Raw genomic sequence first — 19,172 nt, 5'->3', positions numbered from 1 at the left:
CCTATGAAACGTATAATACTCCCGATCTTTGCCCTCGCTGTGGGCTCACAATTCCTCTCTGCCAAAGTGCCGGCGCAAGAAGCCTCGCCGAATCAGCCGCAGAAAAAGGATGTCAGTTTCGAATACCGTTTTGCGGATGAATTGCAGCAAACGCCCGATTCGATTGCGCGTCAGGAACAGTGGTTCCGCGATGCTAAGTTCGGGGCATTCATTCACTTCGGAGTCTACTCGGCCCTCGCGGGCGAATACAACGGCGTGGTTCCCGGATTTCGCTATTCCGAGTGGATTCAGGTTTCGGCCAAAATGTCCGCTGACGAATATCACGAAGTGGCCAAGACCTTTAACCCCGTCGACTTTGACGCCGATGCCTGGGCCAAAACGTTTAAGGATTCCGGCATTCAGTATGTGGTGATCACCTCGAAGCATCACGACGGCTTCGCTCTGTTTGACTCCATTGTGAGCGATTACAACGTGGTCGATTACACGCCCTTCAAGCGCGACATTATTAAGGTATTGAGTGAAGCCTGTCACCGTCAGGGGCTGAAGTTTGGGGTGTATTATTCACATGCGCAGGATTGGGATGAGCCGGATGCGCCTTATTTGAATACACGCACCAAGCGCAGCATTTTACATCCGGAACTGCCGGAAGATTTCGAGCCTGACTTCGATCGTTACATTATGAGCAAGAGCTTGCCGCAGGTCGAGGAGTTGATGAAAAACTACGAGATCGACCTGATCTGGTTCGACACCCCCGTCGAGATGACTTTTGAGCGCGCGAAACTATTCAGCGACGTGGTGCGCAAGTATCGCCCCAACTGCTTGATCAACTCGCGCATCATTCATCGTGGCAAAGGTAAGATTCTGCAGGAAAACCTGGAGCTCTTCGATTATGTTTCGATTGGTGATAAAGAAGTGCCCACCAAGAAGCTGCCGCTCTACGTCGAGTCGCCGGACAGTGTGAGCACATCCTTCGGTTATAAGGCCAAGGGCAATCATCACTACCACACGGAAGTCGAAATGATTCATCGCCTCGTGCATACCGTCTGCGCCGGCGGGAATTCGCTACTCAACAACGGACCCATGGGCAATGGTCAACTCGATCCAGAAGCGGTGCGTCTCTATGGGGTGATTGGCGATTGGCTCAAAGTGAACGGCGAATCGATCTACCGCACCCGCCGCAACCCCTTGCCGGAGCGTCCGGAGTGGGGCGACATTTCCGTGAGCAAGGATGGGCAGACACTTTATCTACACGTGCTGGAATGGCCTGAAGCCGGAAGCATCGAATTGGAAGACCTGCCCGCAGCAGTCACGGCAGCCTCGTTTCTGGCCAACGGTGAAGCAGTCGAATACACGCAGACGGGAGCGCAGTTAGAACTTATGTTGCCTAAAGCTGCATTGAATCCCTACGATACTGTGATCCAGTTGTCTTTGAACACTGCTTTGTAATTCCCATCCCCCATCTCTATGAAATTGAAACATACCCTCCGTGCTTCATTGCTCTTACTCGCCTGCGCCTGGCCCGTGTGCTCGCAGGCCGCAGACAAGCCCAATGTGATTATCGTCATTACCGATGATCAAGGTTATGGCGATTTGGGCTTTACCGGAAACCCGGCCGTAAAGACGCCGCACATCGACCAGCTGCGTAGTGAGGGCACACTGCTGAACGATTTTCACGTCGACCCAACCTGTGCGCCAACGCGTTCTGCTTTGATGACGGGGCGCTATTCCGCGCGAGTCGGGGTCTGGCACACGGTGCAGGGGCGCAACATGCTGCGCCGCCGCGAAGTGACGATGGCCGACATCTTTGCCGACAACGGCTATGCGACTGGGCTCTTTGGTAAATGGCACCTCGGCGATGTCTATCCCTACCGTCCGGAAGATCGCGGCTTTCAGCAGGCGGTTTACCACCAAGCCGGTGGCGTGGGGCAGGCGCCTGATTACTGGGGCAACGACTACTTCGACGATACCTATATCGTTAATGGAAAACCGCAGCGCTTCGAAGGCTTTTGCACCGATGTGTGGTTTGGCGAAGGGATGAAGTTTATCCAAGCCAACAAAGATAAGCCCTTCTTCGCCTATATTTCGACCAACGCCCCCCACAAGCCTTTGTATGCGCCACTTGAATACAGCGAGCCCTACGAGGGCGATCCCCGTGTGCCGCATCCAGAACTCTATGGGATGATTACCAACATCGACGACAACCTAGCCAAGCTAATGCAGATGCTCGAAGACGAAGGTTTGGCGGAAAACACGATTCTCGTATTTATGACCGATAATGGCACCGCCGCCGGTCTGGATGGCGGTCGCGGCTACGACGGCGGGATGCGCGGTGAGAAAAACTCGGAATACGACGGCGGACACCGCGTGCCTTTCATTCTACGTTGGCCAGCCGGGGGGATCGAGGCGGGCAAGTCAGTCGAGCGGCTGACCGCACACCTGGACATCTTGCCGACCTTTATCGATCTGATCGGTTTGGACGCGCCCGCCATCGACTTCGACGGCACCAGCTTGCGCGAGCTGCTCTATGGCGATGATTCGGACTGGCCGGAGCGTGCGCTGGTCGTGGAATCGCAACGGGTGGTTGATCCGATTAAATGGCGCAAGAGTGCGGTAATGACCGACGAGTGGCGCCTGGTCAATGGCACCGAGTTGTATCAGATCGAAGCCGACCCGAAGCAGCAGAACGATGTATCCGCTGACTATCCGGAGGTCTTCAAGCGCATGCGGGCGGAATACGATCACTTTTGGGACGACGTTTCCCGCGAGCACGATTTGACCAGCTATATGGTGATCGGCGCCGACGAAGCCCCCATCGTTACGCTCTCTTCGCACGACTGGCTGCTCGATCAATTGCCGCCCTGGAATCAAACACATATCATCCGCGGTGACGTGGCTGTGGAGTCCTTTTGGGCGATTGAGGTGGAGCAAACAGGCGAATATGAGATTTCGCTGCGCCGCTGGCCGGTCGAAGCCGATAAGGGCATCAATGACGGCAGCTACGGTAAGGCTTACAACTATCAAAAAGCCCGGTTACGTATCGGAGATATTGATGTAACGAAAGACATACCCGCCGGCGCGAAGGAAGTGAGCTTTAAGGTTCATTTGGAGCAGGGCGTCACAAAACTGGCTCCCGTATTCATCGGCCCGGATATGTCGGCGACACCGTATTATGCTTATGTGACGCACCAGCCCAAGTCAGGCTGGCAGACTCCGGCTGGCATGGGCATCCCCGTCTATGATCCGTCCTATGGGCGCGTGCCGCCGCAAGAAGTCATTAAAGACATCAAACCTTAAGCGCGCCCGCATTGTCCGGTCAGCTTTAGAGTGTCGCTCGTTTTATCGGCATACTACGTGATTGTTGTGTCGGTGTGAACCTTTTGAGTTTGGGCTTTCGTTCAGTGATTTTTTGCCAATAGTTGAAGAACTTCAGCGTCATTACCTCTTCGATTTAGACGCGTCGTTCACCTACTTCACTATTCATGATACGATTACTGGCATGCCTTGCTTTGGGCCTGAGTGCGACTGCACTGGGAGCGACTTTTGATGGGCAGTCTACTCGCGATCTTGAAGCAAGACAGCTGGCGATACAGCAGGAGTTAAATTCTTTGGCCCGTGCCAGTTTGCGCGGCGGTGTCGGTTCGATCGGTTATCGGACCAAACCGGTGGATGATGCGACGCTGGGCTATTGGATTGAAATTAATCTGGAGAGGACGTACCCCATCGATGAAGTCGTCTTGGTGCCCGTTCTCTGGCGTGATATGGAGGAAGGCTTTCGTGCTGATGCCTTCCCGGTGGCGTTTCAGATCATAGCCGGCACAGATGAGGATCGCGAAGGGCATGTGATTGCTGAATATATCCGCGATGAGAACGTGGGCTTGGGCATCTCGCCCTTGATATTGACGGTGCCGGAAACACAGGCGTCGTGGATACGCTTGGAGGTCACGCAATTATCGAAACGACAGCATGACGATGCTTATGTTTTTCAGCTGGCTGAAGTTTTTGTGTTCAGTGGCAACAAGAATGTCGCCTTGCGCTGTCCGGTCGAGACTCCGTCACGTCGTGCGCCCTTTGAGCCTTCGGGGGCTTGGGATGCCAGCTTCCTAGTCGATGGAGCGACACCTTATTTGATGAATTCTGCTCGTGGTGATTCCAGCCATGGATATATCGGTGGCTTTGGTAAAGATCCGACCTTGCTGATTGATTTGGGAGAGATCTATAGCCTTTCGGAAATTCATCTACATGCGGTTGAACAAAGTGATACGGTGCCACAAGCCTTTGCCGGGGATCTTGGAATTCCCAAGCATTTTAGAATCGAAGTATCCTTGACGCCTGAATTTACGGATCCGGTGGTCCTATTGGATTATCAAATGGAGAATGTTGCCGGATTGGGGCCGATCATGATGTGGAATATCCCAGAGACGTGTGGTCGATATGTCAGAGTTGTCACGATTGAAAAAAGTGAAACCGTGGGGGTGCCGAATCGACTCTCGCGTACAGGGTTCGCGGAAATCGAATTATTATCGAATGGCGTGAATGTCGCTGAGGGAAAGCCAGCCTGGACGGTACCTGAAAAAAGTGGCGTGCGCCCTCCGCAAACGCTCACTGATGGAATGAATTTGTTTGGCGAGATTCTACCGATGCGAAGGTGGATGCACGAGCTGGCCCAGCGGCATCAATTGAACCTGGAGTTGCAAGATTTGATGACAGAACTCAACTTTCGGCATCAGCGGCAGGAGAGAATGGTGCGCTGGATGGCACGCGGCTTGGTCGCTTTGGTATTTGTCGTGATCTTTGTTGTTTTATATAATCGTATGCTGCGCATACGTCATGAGGCGAGAGTGCGTGAGCGCATTGCCGCCAATTTGCACGATGAACTCGGTGCTAATTTACATGCGATCGGTTTGTGGAGTGATATCGCCCAGCAGTCGGTGGACTCGCCTGATTCGTTGCAAGAAAGTTTACAGCGGATACGTGGCTTGACTGAGCGCACCGGGGCTTCCGCTCGTTTTTGTTCCAATATGCTGGAAGCCAAGGGAGTCTGCGAAGATCTGGTCGATGACATGAAGCGAGAGGCATCTCGCTTGTTGGCGGATATACAGTATGAGATCCATTTTGATGGGGAGGTCGCGATCAATGCACTTAAACGTAGAGTGCGCATTGATATCTATCTGTTTTTTAAAGAGGCGCTGACTAATATTATTCGTCATGGGGAAGCGTCCTCTGCGCAGATCTCTTTATCTGTTAAAAATCATAAAGTGGAGCTGGTGATTACTGATGATGGTTGCGGAGTGACTGGTGGACTGCCTAAATCATTGCAACGACGCGCGAAACTCATGCGTGCAAAAGCCGGCGTGGAGCATCCTGAGCAGGGAGGTACGCGTGTCTGGCTAAAACTTAAAGCGCGCTGATAACTCTAAATTGATTGAATGACTATGAAAATGCCTACGAGAATAATGCTGGTTGAAGACAACGAAGAATACCGTAATGTCATCCAGTTCGCCATCCGACGGGAAGAAGACCTGGAAATGTTTAGCCAGTTTGGCACTGCTGAGATGGCGATCAACAGCTTGGGGAAAATTCGTTCCAAACTCTTTCCTCAAGTGATCTTGCTTGATTTGCGCTTGCCCGGTCTCAGTGGCTTGGAAGCGATTCCTCACTTTAAGGAAAAATTGCCCGATGTGAAAATCATCGTGCTCAGTCAGTCTTGTGCCGAGAGCGATGTGGTACGCGCGATTGCTCTGGGCGCGTCGGGCTATTTGTTGAAATCTTCGACCGTTCAGCAAGTTACAGAAGCCATCCGAACAGTGGTCGGCGGCGGTGGGAGTATCGATCCATCGGTGGCTCAATACATCATTAAGAGTTTGCGCGAGAAGCCGATGCGTACGGCGACTAAGAAGTTGCTGTCCGATCGAGAGCTACAGGTGCTAGAGCTCTTGGCAGAAGGCTTTCAGAAACGTGAAATTGCGGAAAAACTACATATTAGCTATCCGACCGTCGATGCACATGTGCGGCATATCTATGAGAAATTGGATGTGAATAATGCCCCATCTGCGGTTCGGACGGCCTATCGAATGGGCATTTTTTCGTCGGATGATTGGTTCTAGCGTCTGTTCTAGAGGACTGCGCTGGCAGTATTTGATGCTCGGATAGTACGATGAGCTGATTTGATTGGTCGATCGGGTTGCTGTGGACTCAATTTCAGGGCGCGGCAGCGATTGCTTCTGACCGCTGATTCGAGGCTCAAGGGCACATTTTATAAGCGCCTACTACTTGTGGGCTGGTGTCTTTTGTCTGTCTAGACGTATTCACGGGATAGTTATCATGTGTATACGTCTTGTGGGTTTATATTAACATGATATACTCCTTGATTTTCTTACTGTGACATTACGTACCCCATTTAAGTGACTAATTGTACGCCACTAGCTCGTGTATTTTTATGAATGAATAATTACCCTTACAAAAAATCAGTCTTTATACTGTGTTTGTCTATTCTATTGAATTTACTTTCTTTTGGGGCAGCTCCTAAAGGCGGTGAATCCACTGCGGGGCAATTGCAGCGCGTGAAGGCTTTGATTAATAGTCAGCAACTGGTTCAGGCGCGCCCGATTATGCAGCGGTTGAAGCAGGCTCCTGATGTAGAGAAACGACTGCATTCGACTTTTGATTTCTACATCGCGCTGTCTTATGTTTTTGATTACTATGATGCGAAGGATGCGGAAGCGCTGAATCAGGCGATCACTTTATTTACGGATTTTATAAAAAAATATCCTAGAAACACTTTGGTTCCGATGGCGCGCTATAACATCGCTGACCTGCACGCGGTTTCCAAGAATTACAAAGAAGCACTCAAGGCTTACATTCCGCTCTATACGAACCCGGTGCCTGGGATTGAGCGCAATGAGGTCCTTCAGAAGATCATTCTCATCTACATCGTCGAAGATCAGTGGGTCGCAGGTATGCCTTACTTTGAAGCGGGCATGCGCACGAGTGACTCTTCTGAGGACCGTACGACGTATGCAGCTTATCTGTTAATTGCAAAAGCGAAGCAGGGGGATGTGAGTGATTCGCGCGAGTTTCTGTCTTTTTTTAATAGTTCTGCGCCCGTTTTTTATACGCCACGTTTCAACGCTTCACTGATGGAGATCGGAGATCAGCTGCGGAAAGCTGGCGACCTGGCAACGGCCAGTCTCTTTTACCGCTTTGTGCGTTCTTATGAGTCTTTGGAAGTCGGACTCGGGCACTATGTCCGGCGCCTAAAGCGTGAGATCACTCAATATGAAGATAATCCCGTTCTACGGAATTTTTATCAGCAAACTAAAACCAAACTGGATAATGCAGAGGCGGATTTAACTGCATTGAAGGCGTCTACGAATTACACACCCTTGTTAAATTGGCGCATCGCCAGCGTTTACATGGACATGGGGCGTGAGTGGGAAGCCTATTGGCGTTTTCGCGTGATGGTCGACGAATATCCGGATCATGAGTATGCCGAAGATATCATTTTTTCCTCATTCTCCTTGGGGCACAAATTGGGCGAGAGCGAAGACGCGGAGCTTTTAGGAAAGCGTTATTTGGAGAATCAGAATTTTAAACGCTATCGAGCGACGATCGCCGATACGATTTCGACAGATTACCTTGAAGGAGGCGAATTCCAGAAAGTGTATCAAATTTCACGCTGGTACGCGGCGATTGATCCCAATGATCCGGCGGCATCTTTGCTTCTTTTTAAACATGGTATGGCTCGCTTAATGCGCTTTGAGACTTCCGAATTAATTCGGGATTTTCAATTGTTTCGTGAGAATTATGGAGAGACTAAGAGCTCTCTAGTGATTAATTACTTTTTGGGCTTAGGCTATTTGACTGAGGAGAGGCATCAAATCGCCTTGGAGCGCTTTGAAGACGTGCTCGCGAATCCCAGCACTCGTTTTCGTGCAGATGCCTTTTTTAGAAAAGCTTTATGCGTGATGGGGCTCGATCGTTTGGATGAGGCGCGTGACTTGTTGCTAGAATTTGTCGAACGCTATCCCGACAATGTCCTACGAGCGCAAGCGGAGTTGGTGCTGGGGAATCTAGTGAATCTACTGGGAGATGTGGAAAACGCGCTCGGCCATTATTATTTGATCGAGCAATATACCGATGATCCTGGTCTTTTAGCTTCGGGGGAACTGAAAATTGCACAGATCCTCTTTGACCGGGGAGAGGAGACGGCAGCATTGGAGCGTCTTCAGAATTTTATTCAAAGCTATCCAGAAGAGTCTGAAATTATTCCAGTGGTGGTGGCATTGGCTGGTTTTTACGACCAGTTGGAACAGCCACGAGTCGCGCTCAATACGATTCGGGGCCCATTGGATCAATTTTTTGAGATGACCGAAGTCGATGAGTTGGACGGCTTGTTGGTGGATTATTTGAAGAAGGACCGTAGTTTACGTGCCATGCGCAGGGAAACGGAAGCCTTTCTGGGCCGTGTGAGTGAAACACCCGAACTGCTCAAAGAATTGATCGGAGACCGTGGCAAGCAATACCGCTACTTTAAGCAGCATCCGCAAATTGATGCATTGGTTAAATATCGTTTCGTTCAAGACAATGCATTTCGGAATGAGATCTTAGAGCATTATAAAGTTTTGGACGAGGCGCACGCTCAGCGGGTCGCGGAGTTTACCGCGAGTCAGCCAGAGGCAACGCCACCTGAGCAGGCTCCTTATCCCGTGGTGACACACCCCGTGTTGGAAGCACTGAAAGCGGAGATCGAGCAATTGAACGAAGCGATTCCGGCTACCAGTGCGGATGATTGGTTGGCCGGGCGGCTCGCTCAGGCGCAGCAGGCGGATGATATTCCATTAGTGGTTCGTATCGAGGCAGCCTTGGCAGCTGCGGAAGAGCCGAATTTAAAGCCCCGGCCGGAGTTCTTAGCTCTGGTGCATGACGAAGTGCTTTGGCCTCAGCTAGGTTTAGCCGGGCAGATTTGGATTCTTCAGGAGTTCGCGCATGCTAAGCCCGAAGAGGTCATTGTTCAACTGGAAGCATCGAAGCTGGATTATATGAATTCCAGTTTGGAATTGGAGATGCATCAGCTGTTGGCCGAATGTTATCAGCAAGTGGGCCGCACACGGGATGCCATCGATCGATATAAACTATTGATCAAGCGCTTTGCGGCTGCCGATCAGGCGGGCGAAGCAGCCCTTCGCATTGGACGCATGGAGATTGACGCGCAAAACTACGATGCGGCACGCGAACAGTTGGAGACCATTCTCTACCGCAACGAGTGGCGTGGGCAGCGCCATGGAGACGCACTGCTGTGGATCGGACGTGCCTATGTGGCCGAAGGTAAATTCTCCGAAGCGCACGGTTTCTTTGAGCGCATTATGCTTGGTTACCCTGGCTTTAATGAGTTGTTGGCAACGGTATATTACGAAGATATTCTCGTCTTAAAGCAGATGGGAGAGTTGGAGAGTGCGCAGACAGTCTATGAGGCCTTTCAGATAACTCCAGGTCTGGAAGATACCGAGGCGGCGGCATTGATCAGAAAGGAATTTTAATGATGAGTATGAAGCATCTTATATCTGGTCTACTGTGTGGCATCATTTGGGTTCAGTCGGCTCTGCCGTTGGCGGCGGAGTCGCGCATCTATCAAGAGCCCGACTTCTCTAATGCGGAGCCGGTGCGTATGGAAATTTTGCAAGATGGGGGGCGACGTAAGCTCGGCGCTCGTTTTGTGCGTCCTTCATCGACGGGAGTTGAAATCGAGATGTTAGACGGGGATGGCGCGATTATTGTGGGCTGGGACCACATGGAGCAGTTCACGATTAATATACCGATCACTGAAAAATTGAACCGCGCGCTCTCGCATCGTGATCCGAAAAGACGTGTCGAGCTGCTTGAAAATGAGGTCCGGCCACTCTTACCCTTGGCGAGTATTCGCTCGGAGTCGACTAATGTTCATATTTTACTCAATGCATATATTGAGGCAGTGATTGCGTCGGAAGATTGGTTGCGCGGCTATGAGATGTCTCAAAACATGGCATTGAACCGTAGCCCGGCCGAAACAGTGCAACACCTCTATACAGTTGCGGAAAATTTATTTGTGGTGAATGAACAAGCTAAAGCTCTGACTTTAATCGATCAATTGACCGCAGCACGACCCGCGAAGGAGTTTCGTAAGCTCGGGCGTGGGGTCGCCGAACGTATGCTGGACCTGCGGCTTTTCGAACCGGCACTACGTCTCTATCTTACGATTGCCGATGCGACGACTGGCCTCGAAAGTAAAAAAGCGCTCTACGTCAGTGCTTATCTGAGTTTGGAAATGGACGATGCCGCCGAGGCGGAAGGCCTCATTCAGAGTGCAAAGGCAATTCCACAACAGGACAACGAAGCTTTCGGGCTGGAATACCTATGCCAGGGAGTGGAGGCATCTCGGGCTGGCGAGGCCGATCTGGCGCTGAAGCATTTAGGACATGCCATGGTATTGCTGCCGACCCGCAACCGGCTACAGCAAGTGGGGCTCTACTATACCTACCAGTCCTACTGGGGCAAAGAGCAAGTGCAGATTGCGCAGAATATTCTCGACGAAATGAGCCTGCTGTTTCCGGACAGTGCCTATCTCGCTACTTTAGAACAATCCATCATCACCGAATAAATTACTATGTGCCAAATGAAACGAACACGAATGAGACTCGCCCTGATGGCGTTTCTATACTTTGCCTTTTCAACCCTTGCGCTGGCTCAGACTGAAGAGCCTGCTGCTGTTGTGGAAAGCTCGGAGCGAAGCTTTTTAGAGATGATTGCTCAGGGAGGTTGGGCGATGTACCCGTTGGGTTTTTTGTCTGTGTCGGCGATGGCTCTGACGGTCTATAACTTTATCGCCTTGCGCCCGAAGGATTTTTTCAACGACGAAGTGGCCACGGAACTCGGCAGTAAGTTGGGGGAGTTGGACATCGAAGGGGCCAAGGAGCTTTGTGCGAATCACCCGACGCCCTTGACTCGTATCGTGAAGCACGGATTGGATTCTGTTCGTGGTGGAAATGTGGATACGGATTTGTTTCGCCAGCGTCTAGAAGCTGGTTCCGGCAAGGAACTGGCTCAACCCTTCGTGGTGATTAATTACCTCTCCATTATCGCATCGATTTCACCCATGCTGGGACTTCTGGGCACGGTCTCTGGTATGGTTAAAGCCTTTAGTTCGATCGCGACCGTGGGTATGGGGCAGCCTGACTTGCTGGCGGGGAATATTTCGGAAGCCTTGATTACGACGGCGACTGGTATGTTGGTGGGCATTCCAACAATGTTCTTCTTTTTCTTCTTTAAGAATCAATATGGGAAGCTGGTTGCCGATATGACGATGTATCTGGACGATATGTATGGTGATTTGGTTCACGGCACACGCGTGAATTCCAACACAGCAGCAGCACCGACTAAGCCCGCGCGTAGTCTGCCACAAGCACCACGCAAGCCTGGCAGTGAATCCTAGCCTGTATGTATTATGAGCCTGCAAGGTTATAAAGTGCCCATGGAAGGAGAGGGCTTCGATCTGACTCCAATGATCGATGTCGTCTTTTTGTTAATCGTGTTTTTCATGACGGTCGCGAGTATGCTGGCGGCTGAAAAGATCGACATGAACTTGGCGGTCGCGGATGAGTCAGCCATACCTAAGGAAATTAAAGAGCGCTATACCTTTTCAGTTTTGGCGGATGGTAGCTTTTATTCGCGGGCGAAGCCCATCAGCGAGTCGGATTTGAATGTCGAGATCGCTCGCTTGGCAGAGATCAATCCCGGGTTGAAAATTGTGGTGCGTGCTGACAAGTTTGCGGAGCATCAGCACGTCAACAAGCTACTCAAAATTTGCGCCCAAAATGGTATTAATGATATCATTTTTGCGACCTACCAAAGTGACCTTTAGAGACGTATCTTATGAAAGCTTCAGATATATTTGAAAGTGCTGGAAAGCCTGACCTCACGCCAATGATTGACGTGGTTTTCTTGATGTTGGTCTTCTTTATGGTGACGACTGAACTGGTCAAGCAAGAGGCGGACCTGGGCATCCAGTTGCCTTCTTTGGCTGCGCCGACGGCCGCGCCTGAATTGCCCTCGAAACATACCATCGATATCCTGCCAGACGGCACCGTTCTGCTTAACGGTGGTAGTCTAGGTGATGATCCTTACGGTGATCTTTCCGGACTCACGAGTATGCTGGCCGGGTTAAAAGCTTCCGCGGACCGCTTGCAGAAACAGACGATTGTTACCATTCAGGCAGATGCTTACTCGCCGCATTATCGTTCGATTGATGTATTGAATGCCTGCGCGCGCGCGAAGTTAAAGTTCGTATCCTTTAGCCAAATGTAGCTGAGCGAGCTGCCTCCGAGTTTTTTTAATTATGTCATCCGAGACCAATAGTCCACTGCCACACAATCAGAATCAGTTAGGCCAAGCACTACGTAGTCCCAAGAAGCGGAGTGCGATCTTTATTGTGGTCGTGGTGAGTGTGGGAGTTCACGTACTCGGGTTGGGTATATTTGGCGTGATCAAGATCGTAGAGACGATTTCGCCGCCGCCCGAATTTGAGGCGCCTCCTGTGGTGGAGGTTGCGCCACCTCCGCCTCCACCTCCGCCTCCACCGACGACTAAACGTAGCCAAAAGAGTCTTCCGCGTCCGCAACCCTTGGCCGCTCAGAATCCCCAAAATATGTCGGTGCCAGCGATTTCCATGCAAGAGTCTGATTTGTCATTTGGCCGCGGCATGGGTGGCGGCTTGGGCGAACTCGGGGGCGGTATCATGGATCGAGTGGATATTAGCTTCTTTGGAATCGAAGGGGGGAACAATGTCGTGGTTTTGTTTGACCGCACTGGATCGGGAATGGGTATTTTCAATCGAACGCGTCAAGAATTGATGAAGACGATTAATTCTATGACGGAGAATCCAGGGGCTCGGCTGGCTGTTCTGTATTTTGGTGGTAAAGAAGGCGGGCACCAGGGGATTAGCCGCGGTGGCAGTGACCCGACGCGGCATGATTACTGGTGGCCTAAGGGCGTGCGTAAAGATAACTGGCTTCAGCCTGCACGTGGTGATGCCGAGGGCTTACTTGCGGATTTGAAAGCAATCCCCACACCGGGAAAAAACAGTAAAAGCCTTGTGACCAAGGGCGCCAAAGATGTGCAGAGAGGGAAGGCTTACTTCGTATTGGGAACTAACTTTTTCGGGGCCTTGGAGGCTGCTTATAAGTTGAAACCTGCGCCCGACACTGTCTACCTCATGGTAGAGCCTGATGTGGCATTTACGAGTTTGGATGTGGTGAATAAGGCCCACGCCGCGTGGAAAAAATATGGGGTTCCTAAGCCCGAGAACACCAAAGTGATATTTGTCGTCGGTAAGCCGGCAAAGCAGGTCAGAAGTCGAGGAGCTTTGAATCTGATGGTGAAGTTGCTAAATGGTGGTGATTTAAGCCCGCAGAAGATTAACGAACTGATCGTATTTTAGTTCGGGCTTTCGACTGAACGCTGGCTTTGTAAAGGATTGTCTTTTCGACTCTCGCGGATTCCTGGTGTCGCTTCTCCGCGATGATCAGCATGTAGATTCATGTGTATACATAGTAGGCACACTGTGTTCTGTTTGGTATATTATGAATGATTCCCATTATGTCTTGTTCCGCGCCGGAGCTTTACGCCCCAATTGTATGAAGTGCCTCGGAGTATTGTTATTGTTGCGTGAGGCAGGCTAAAGCAAGAGGAGGATTGAGTTCCTTGAGTTGATTGAAATGTATTTACATGATTAAAAGTATATTAAGAAAGTGTGCTGTCGGTATTTTACTTGCGGCGGTTTACTTGCCGGTAGAGTCAGCCGTCGAGCAGTCTTCGTTTTATCAGGCGCAGGTGCCAGGCGACTATCTTTTAGAAGCGAACGAAGGCACTTGGACGTGGGGAATGGCACCCATCTATGATGCGGAGGGACGTTTGCATATCTTCAATTCTGTGATTCCGAATAAGGGGAGCTGGATCAAGCATAGTAAAATTGTGCACTGGGTCGCCGATCATGTGGAGGGACCCTATACTTTGGTCGGCGACGTTTTTGCGAGTGAGCATGCGAGCTATCACAATCCACAAGTTTCCAAGGCCGGAGACACGTATGTTTTAGTCTATTTGTTGAATCGTTTTACGGATGCTAATGGTTCCAAGCAAGAGGTCGGGTTGGCCACGGCCAAGTCTCTCAACGGACCGTGGACAGAAAGCCCACACAATCCCGTGATTGCGGCTTCGGGTAAAATGGGGGCGCATAATATTGTCCATGCCTCGAATCCTAGTTTCGTAATGACTCCGGAGGGGCAGTATCGTATATATTTTAAGTCGATGACTGATCAGTTACCGATTAAGCAGGCGTTTCGTGAAATCTCATTTGCAGTCAGCGATCGGATCGAAGGTCCCTACCTTAATTATGAGGGCAACCCTGTCATCAGCTATGCGGAGGAGCAGGTGGATATTGAAGATCCCTACGCCTTCTATTACAACGGTATGTATTATATGATCGTTGAAGATCGGCGCGGGGTAAAAGATTTGCTCGAAGGCAATCCGATCCCGCAGGATCAAATTAAGAATGGGGGCTATCGCCCCGGCCTGATTTATCAGTCTCAAGACGGCATTGATTGGGGGCGCCCGATGCTTGGGTATAAGACCAATGAACTCTATTTTGGAGATAAATTGGCTCGTAGTGAGCGGCCCAGTATCCTGTGGAAGGATGGCCATCCCGAATACCTTTTCCTCGCTTGTCACGACGACAAACCTTCGGCGGGGTATTACATTAAAATTGAGGACTGGAAGGGCGAATCAGAGAAAAATTCTCAATAATAGCAACCTGACTACCTAATTGTAGTGATAGACGTAGAGCCTGCATTTCTGCTATGATCATCTAAAGATGGGCTATTTCTTTTAGCTGCAACCTTGCTCGCATTGTAATTCTGTACCCTGTATTCTGAACATATGAAAACATCCAAAGCACTTGCGCTTGCGCTCTCCACTTTGACAGCATGGGGCGCCACTGTCGTTGATGCCTCTGCCACACAATTGGAGGCGTCCAAGCCCAACATCATTCTAGTCATCACAGATGACCAAGGCATGGGTGACCTGTCCTGTATGGGTAATGAAGTGGTGCAGACACCGCATATTGACCGTTTTCATGACAAGGCGCTGCGCTTTACCGATTTTCAGGTCAGCCCGACTTGTGCGCCTACCCGTGCTGCGTTGATGAGTGGGCGTGTGCCTTTTAAAAATGGTGTCACACATACCATCTTTCAGCGCGAACGCATGGCGCTGGATACCTATACCTTTCCACAAGCCTTGCAGTCGGCAGGCTATGCCACTGGGCTCTTTGGGAAATGGCACCTTGGGGATGAAGACGAATATCTGCCCGGCAGTCGTGGCTTCGACGAAGTGTTGATGCATGGTGCGGGTGGCATTGGCCAGGTCCAATACGGCGATTTTCCACCCAATGGTGAAAACACTTACTTCGACAATGTTCTGCTCCACAACGACACTATTGTTCAAACTGAAGGCTTCTGCACAGATATTTTCTTCGATGCTGGACTCGCTTGGATTCGTCGTCAGCACGAGGCCGAGAAGCCTTATTTTGCCTATATCTCGCTGAATGCTCCACACGGTCCATTGATCGCGCCGGAAAAATACAAAAAACGCTTCCTCGATTTAGGCTATGATGCGGGCACTGCTGGCCGCTATGGTATGGTCGAGAATATTGACGACAACTTTGGAAAAATGATGACCCAACTCGAAGAGTGGGGTGCCTTGGATAACACACTGGTTATTTTCATGACTGATAATGGAGCCACTCATTTGAATGGCAAACTGAACGGTCAAAAGATTAAGCACTATAACGCAAACCTGAAAGGCGGAAAGAATTCGCCGCACGAAGGCGGCACCCATGTGCCAGCCTTCTGGCAGTGGCAGGGGGTGCTCGCTGAAGGTGTGGATGTCGATGGGCTGACCGCTCACATTGATCTCTATAAAACTTTTGTCGAACTGGCAGGGGCGGAGTTGCCTGATGATGTTCAGCAGCTGGATGGGCGTTCGCTCTTGCCACTGCTTGAAAATCCGCAAGCAGACTGGGCTGATCGGGAGCTTTTCTTCCACTGCGGCCGCTGGAATCCGGGCAAACTGGATAGCGCAAAATACGTAAAGTGTGCCGTGCGCAGCGAGCGTTGGCGCTTAGTCAATAACAAGGAGCTCTACGATATTGAGGCAGACCCTTTTCAGCAGAATGATGTTGCGCAATCCTACCCGGAAGTGGTGCAGCAGTTGAGCCAGTCCTATGACAAGTGGTGGGCCTCCGTGCAGCCATATATGGTCAATGAGAATCTGCCCAAGTTGCGTGAAAATGAATTCCCTCTGAATATTCGCTACTATCAGCAGCTTAAGGAAACGGGCATCCCCACATGGGCGCCCGAGTCTTACTAATTTCAGTTCTTCCAACCCCTGCAATGAAACGAAACCTTCTTACCCTAGGCCTCGCCCTAATTTCTGCTTCGGTCTTATGCGCCAACGAGCGCTTCGTCTTGCACTATGATGCCCCCGGCGCGCGCGATCTAATTCAAGCCAAAGGTAAAAAGAAAGAGCCCAACTTTATCAAGAGCGCTTTGCCGCTGGGAAATGGTCGTCTCGGCGCGATGTTTTCCGGAGGGATCGAGGAAGAGCACCTGTGCATTAACGATATCACGCTGTGGATGAATACCAAGCGTGGGCAAGACGAAGTGGCCCAGTCGTCGGCTCGCACGGTCTCGCCGGAGGATTTTGAAAAAGTGCGCCAAGCCTACCGCGAAGAGCGCATGGGCTCCGGTCCGGAATCGATGGAAGCCATGTCGACCGAATACCTCGCGACTAAGGAAACTCTGGGCAACTACGCGCCCTTTACCAATGTCGTGATCTCGACCGGGCATGAGCCCGATGCGGTCTCGAATTATCAACGCTCGCTGGACATTCGCACCGGCTTGGGCCGTGTGAGCTATTCGACCCAGGGAGGGCAGTTTACCCGGGAGTATTTTTGCAGCTATCCGAACGATGTCGTTGTGGCACGCTACACTGCGGAAGGTGCTAAGCTGGATCTAACGATCGAGACTTTGACCTATCATAAGGTCAACCAGCACAAGGCTGTCGGCAACCGCATCGTCCTCGCTGCCGAGACCAAGATGGTCAAAGACAATATGGAGTTCGCTCAGATCATCGAAGTGGATGCGGTCGACGGCACAGTTGCTGCCCAGCCCGATGGTTCGATCCGTGTGACGGGTGCCAGCGATGTGCGTATCTATCTCGCTGGATACACGGATTACCTGCCGAATTATCCCATCTTCAAAGGCCGTGATTTCCTCGGGGACAGCGAGCAGGCGATCACCGTCGCGAGCCAGCAGGGCTACGATGCGGTTAAAGCCGCGCACGTGGCAGACTTTTCCGAGATCATGCAGCGCTGCTACCTTGAGCTCGACTTCCAGCCCTCCGGCAAAACGACAGACAAACTGGTTCAACAAGCGAGCCTTGAACTGGAGAACTTGTATTTCAACTACGGTCGCTACCTGCAGATCAGTTGCTCACGCGATGCGCCCGTGCCATCGAATCTACAGGGGCTGTGGAATACCAGCCTCGCTCCTGCCTGGAACTGCGACTACCATACCGACATCAATCTCGCCATGAACTACTGGATGGTGGAGACCGCCAATTTGCCCGAGTCGTTCAGCCCGTATTTTGAATACATGAAAGTGATTGCCGAGTCCGGCGAGCACACCGCGCGCGAGACCTTTGGCGTCAATCAAGGCTGGAGCATGGGGCTCAATGGCAACATTTTCGGTTGGACTGCACAAAACGAGCACGGACGTCGTGCCCAGCAGGCCGGCCACTGGTTGGCACAGCACCTTTTCGAGCACTATGCTTTTGGCGGCGATCGGCACTTTCTCGAAGAAGCCTATCCGATCATGAAGGGCGCGGCCGAGTTCTTTGTCGAGCACCTTGCCCCTTGGAAGGACGGCAGTCTCGTCGTTTACCCGACCTGGTCTCCGGAGAATAATTATGGCAAAGGTAAGCTTAATAAGCAGGCCTACGGAGCCGCTTGGGATCAACAATTGATCCTGGGCCTATTCACCGACTGCATCGAGGCCTCTTACATCCTGGATCGCGATCCGGAGTTTCGTGCGACCTTGCAAAAAATGATCCCGCGACTCAGCCCACAAAAAATCGGCAAACACGGTCAGCTGCAGGAATGGATCGACGATCGGGATGATCCTAAAAACACCCACCGCCACATTTCGCATCTGATTGCCTTACACCCGGGACGTGACATTTCACCACTCACCACGCCGGAATTGTATCAGGCTGCGCTGGTCACCATGAAGCACCGCGGCGATGCTTCGACCGGTTGGAGTACGGGGTGGAAGACTAACTTCTGGGCCCGCCTGCACGATGGCGATCATGCCCACAAGATCTACAAATTCCTGACTTCGAAGCGCGCCTACAGCAACCTTTTCGATTTCCATCCTCCCTTCCAAATCGATGGCAACTTCGGTGGCACCGCCGGTGTTTGTGAAATGCTGCTACAGAGCCATCTTCGCAGTGTGAATGATCAAGCGAAGCGTATCGAGGATGCCGCCTTTGTTGCTTACCAGCCAGCTCCTGAGAATCCGAAGCATTTCGTGCCCGTCTCCCCGGATGAATCGCTTGTGGATGCCGCTTATATCCTGCACCTGCTCCCTGCGCTGCCTTCCGAGTGGTCCAAGGGACGTGTCAAAGGTCTGCGTGCCCGCGGAGGTCTCGAAGTCGATCTGGAATGGGAGAATGGTCAGGTGAAGCAAGCGAGCATGCGCGCTGCCCGTGATACCAAATTCCGCATCTATGCAGACGGTCAACTCAGCGAAACGATCTCCCTCAAACAGGGGCAAAGCAAAGTCTGGAACTAGTTCGATGATAGATGCATAGAACTAAATTTGAAGGCCTCTCGTGAATATTTTATTAGATGCCTGCTGCCGTCCAGAATCGAAACTGCGGGCATCAGAATAATCACGCCAAACTGTCATTGAAGACAATGATAATGGAACGAAAGAAGACGCAGCAACTTAACTAGATAAAATCATATGTACACATGGTTATGCAATGCCGCTCATTCAGTTATGATATATTTATGAATCAAACTACTATCG

At 51.2% G+C, this 19,172-nt stretch carries 13 protein-coding genes; all 13 read left to right on the top strand.

Annotated elements, in window-relative coordinates:
* The first annotated feature begins 3 nt into the window (after positions 1 to 3).
* The 13 genes from SH580_RS05560 to SH580_RS05500 all read left to right on the top strand — a co-directional run bounded on the left by SH580_RS05560 (position 4) and on the right by SH580_RS05500 (position 18,932).
* Positions 4 to 1,446, top strand: coding sequence for an alpha-L-fucosidase (locus SH580_RS05560; protein WP_319834023.1), 1,443 nt, complete (start codon positions 4 to 6; stop codon positions 1,444 to 1,446).
* Between the two features lie 18 nt (positions 1,447 to 1,464).
* Entirely contained in the window at positions 1,465 to 3,294 is a 1,830-nt protein-coding gene (locus tag SH580_RS05555) for an arylsulfatase (protein ID WP_319834022.1), read from the top strand.
* A 185-nt stretch (positions 3,295 to 3,479) separates the two neighbouring features.
* Positions 3,480 to 5,408 carry a sensor histidine kinase gene (locus SH580_RS05550; protein WP_319834021.1) on the top strand — a complete coding sequence of 643 codons (1,929 nt, stop codon included), beginning with the start codon at positions 3,480 to 3,482 and terminating at the stop codon, positions 5,406 to 5,408.
* A gap of 24 nt (positions 5,409 to 5,432) precedes the next feature.
* Entirely contained in the window at positions 5,433 to 6,104 is a 672-nt protein-coding gene (locus tag SH580_RS05545) for a response regulator (protein ID WP_319834020.1), read from the top strand.
* A gap of 336 nt (positions 6,105 to 6,440) precedes the next feature.
* Entirely contained in the window at positions 6,441 to 9,536 is a 3,096-nt protein-coding gene (locus tag SH580_RS05540) for a tetratricopeptide repeat protein (protein WP_319834019.1), read from the top strand.
* An 8-nt stretch (positions 9,537 to 9,544) separates the two neighbouring features.
* A complete protein-coding gene (locus tag SH580_RS05535; protein ID WP_319834018.1) occupies positions 9,545 to 10,633 on the top strand; it encodes a hypothetical protein in 1,089 nt (362 codons plus the stop codon).
* Between the two features lie 15 nt (positions 10,634 to 10,648).
* Positions 10,649 to 11,464, top strand: a complete 816-nt coding sequence (locus tag SH580_RS05530) for a MotA/TolQ/ExbB proton channel family protein (protein ID WP_319834017.1) — start codon at positions 10,649 to 10,651, stop codon at positions 11,462 to 11,464.
* A gap of 12 nt (positions 11,465 to 11,476) precedes the next feature.
* The gene (locus tag SH580_RS05525; protein WP_319834016.1) at positions 11,477 to 11,893 is read left to right on the top strand and encodes an ExbD/TolR family protein; all 417 of its coding nucleotides are present in this window, start codon (positions 11,477 to 11,479) and stop codon (positions 11,891 to 11,893) included.
* Between the two features lie 11 nt (positions 11,894 to 11,904).
* A complete protein-coding gene (locus tag SH580_RS05520; RefSeq protein ID WP_319834015.1) occupies positions 11,905 to 12,336 on the top strand; it encodes an ExbD/TolR family protein in 432 nt (143 codons plus the stop codon).
* 31 nt (positions 12,337 to 12,367) lie between these two features.
* Positions 12,368 to 13,468 carry a hypothetical protein gene (locus tag SH580_RS05515; protein ID WP_319834014.1) on the top strand — a complete coding sequence of 367 codons (1,101 nt, stop codon included), beginning with the start codon at positions 12,368 to 12,370 and terminating at the stop codon, positions 13,466 to 13,468.
* Positions 13,469 to 13,755: 287 nt separating this feature from the next.
* On the top strand, positions 13,756 to 14,829 hold the full coding sequence (locus tag SH580_RS05510; protein ID WP_319834013.1) for a glycoside hydrolase family protein: 1,074 nt from the start codon (positions 13,756 to 13,758) through the stop codon (positions 14,827 to 14,829).
* Positions 14,830 to 14,961: 132 nt separating this feature from the next.
* Positions 14,962 to 16,449 carry an arylsulfatase gene (locus SH580_RS05505; protein WP_319834012.1) on the top strand — a complete coding sequence of 496 codons (1,488 nt, stop codon included), beginning with the start codon at positions 14,962 to 14,964 and terminating at the stop codon, positions 16,447 to 16,449.
* Positions 16,450 to 16,472: 23 nt separating this feature from the next.
* The gene (locus tag SH580_RS05500) at positions 16,473 to 18,932 is read left to right on the top strand and encodes a glycoside hydrolase family 95 protein (protein WP_319834011.1); all 2,460 of its coding nucleotides are present in this window, start codon (positions 16,473 to 16,475) and stop codon (positions 18,930 to 18,932) included.
* The last annotated feature ends 240 nt before the right edge of the window (positions 18,933 to 19,172 follow it).

The sequence above is a fragment of the Coraliomargarita algicola genome (assembly GCF_033878955.1).
Taxonomy (GTDB): domain Bacteria; phylum Verrucomicrobiota; class Verrucomicrobiia; order Opitutales; family Coraliomargaritaceae; genus Thalassobacterium; species Thalassobacterium algicola.
The sequence above is the reverse complement of the archived record's forward strand: the minus strand, read 5'-3'. Positions and strand labels throughout refer to the sequence as shown.

Excerpts from the sequence above, each read along its gene's own strand:
- SH580_RS05505 (WP_319834012.1), top strand. The coding sequence starts at position 14,962 with ATGAAAACATCCAAAGCACTTGCGCTTGCGCTCTCCACTTTGACAGCA.
- SH580_RS05555 (WP_319834022.1), top strand. The coding sequence starts at position 1,465 with ATGAAATTGAAACATACCCTCCGTGCTTCATTGCTCTTACTCGCCTGC.
- SH580_RS05500 (WP_319834011.1), top strand. The coding sequence starts at position 16,473 with ATGAAACGAAACCTTCTTACCCTAGGCCTCGCCCTAATTTCTGCTTCG.
- SH580_RS05530 (WP_319834017.1), top strand. The coding sequence starts at position 10,649 with ATGAAACGAACACGAATGAGACTCGCCCTGATGGCGTTTCTATACTTT.
- SH580_RS05540 (WP_319834019.1), top strand. The coding sequence starts at position 6,441 with ATGAATAATTACCCTTACAAAAAATCAGTCTTTATACTGTGTTTGTCT.
- SH580_RS05525 (WP_319834016.1), top strand. The coding sequence starts at position 11,477 with ATGAGCCTGCAAGGTTATAAAGTGCCCATGGAAGGAGAGGGCTTCGAT.
- SH580_RS05535 (WP_319834018.1), top strand. The coding sequence starts at position 9,545 with ATGAAGCATCTTATATCTGGTCTACTGTGTGGCATCATTTGGGTTCAG.
- SH580_RS05520 (WP_319834015.1), top strand. The coding sequence starts at position 11,905 with ATGAAAGCTTCAGATATATTTGAAAGTGCTGGAAAGCCTGACCTCACG.
- SH580_RS05550 (WP_319834021.1), top strand. The coding sequence starts at position 3,480 with ATGATACGATTACTGGCATGCCTTGCTTTGGGCCTGAGTGCGACTGCA.
- SH580_RS05510 (WP_319834013.1), top strand. The coding sequence starts at position 13,756 with ATGATTAAAAGTATATTAAGAAAGTGTGCTGTCGGTATTTTACTTGCG.
- SH580_RS05560 (WP_319834023.1), top strand. The coding sequence starts at position 4 with ATGAAACGTATAATACTCCCGATCTTTGCCCTCGCTGTGGGCTCACAA.
- SH580_RS05515 (WP_319834014.1), top strand. The coding sequence starts at position 12,368 with ATGTCATCCGAGACCAATAGTCCACTGCCACACAATCAGAATCAGTTA.
- SH580_RS05545 (WP_319834020.1), top strand. The coding sequence starts at position 5,433 with ATGAAAATGCCTACGAGAATAATGCTGGTTGAAGACAACGAAGAATAC.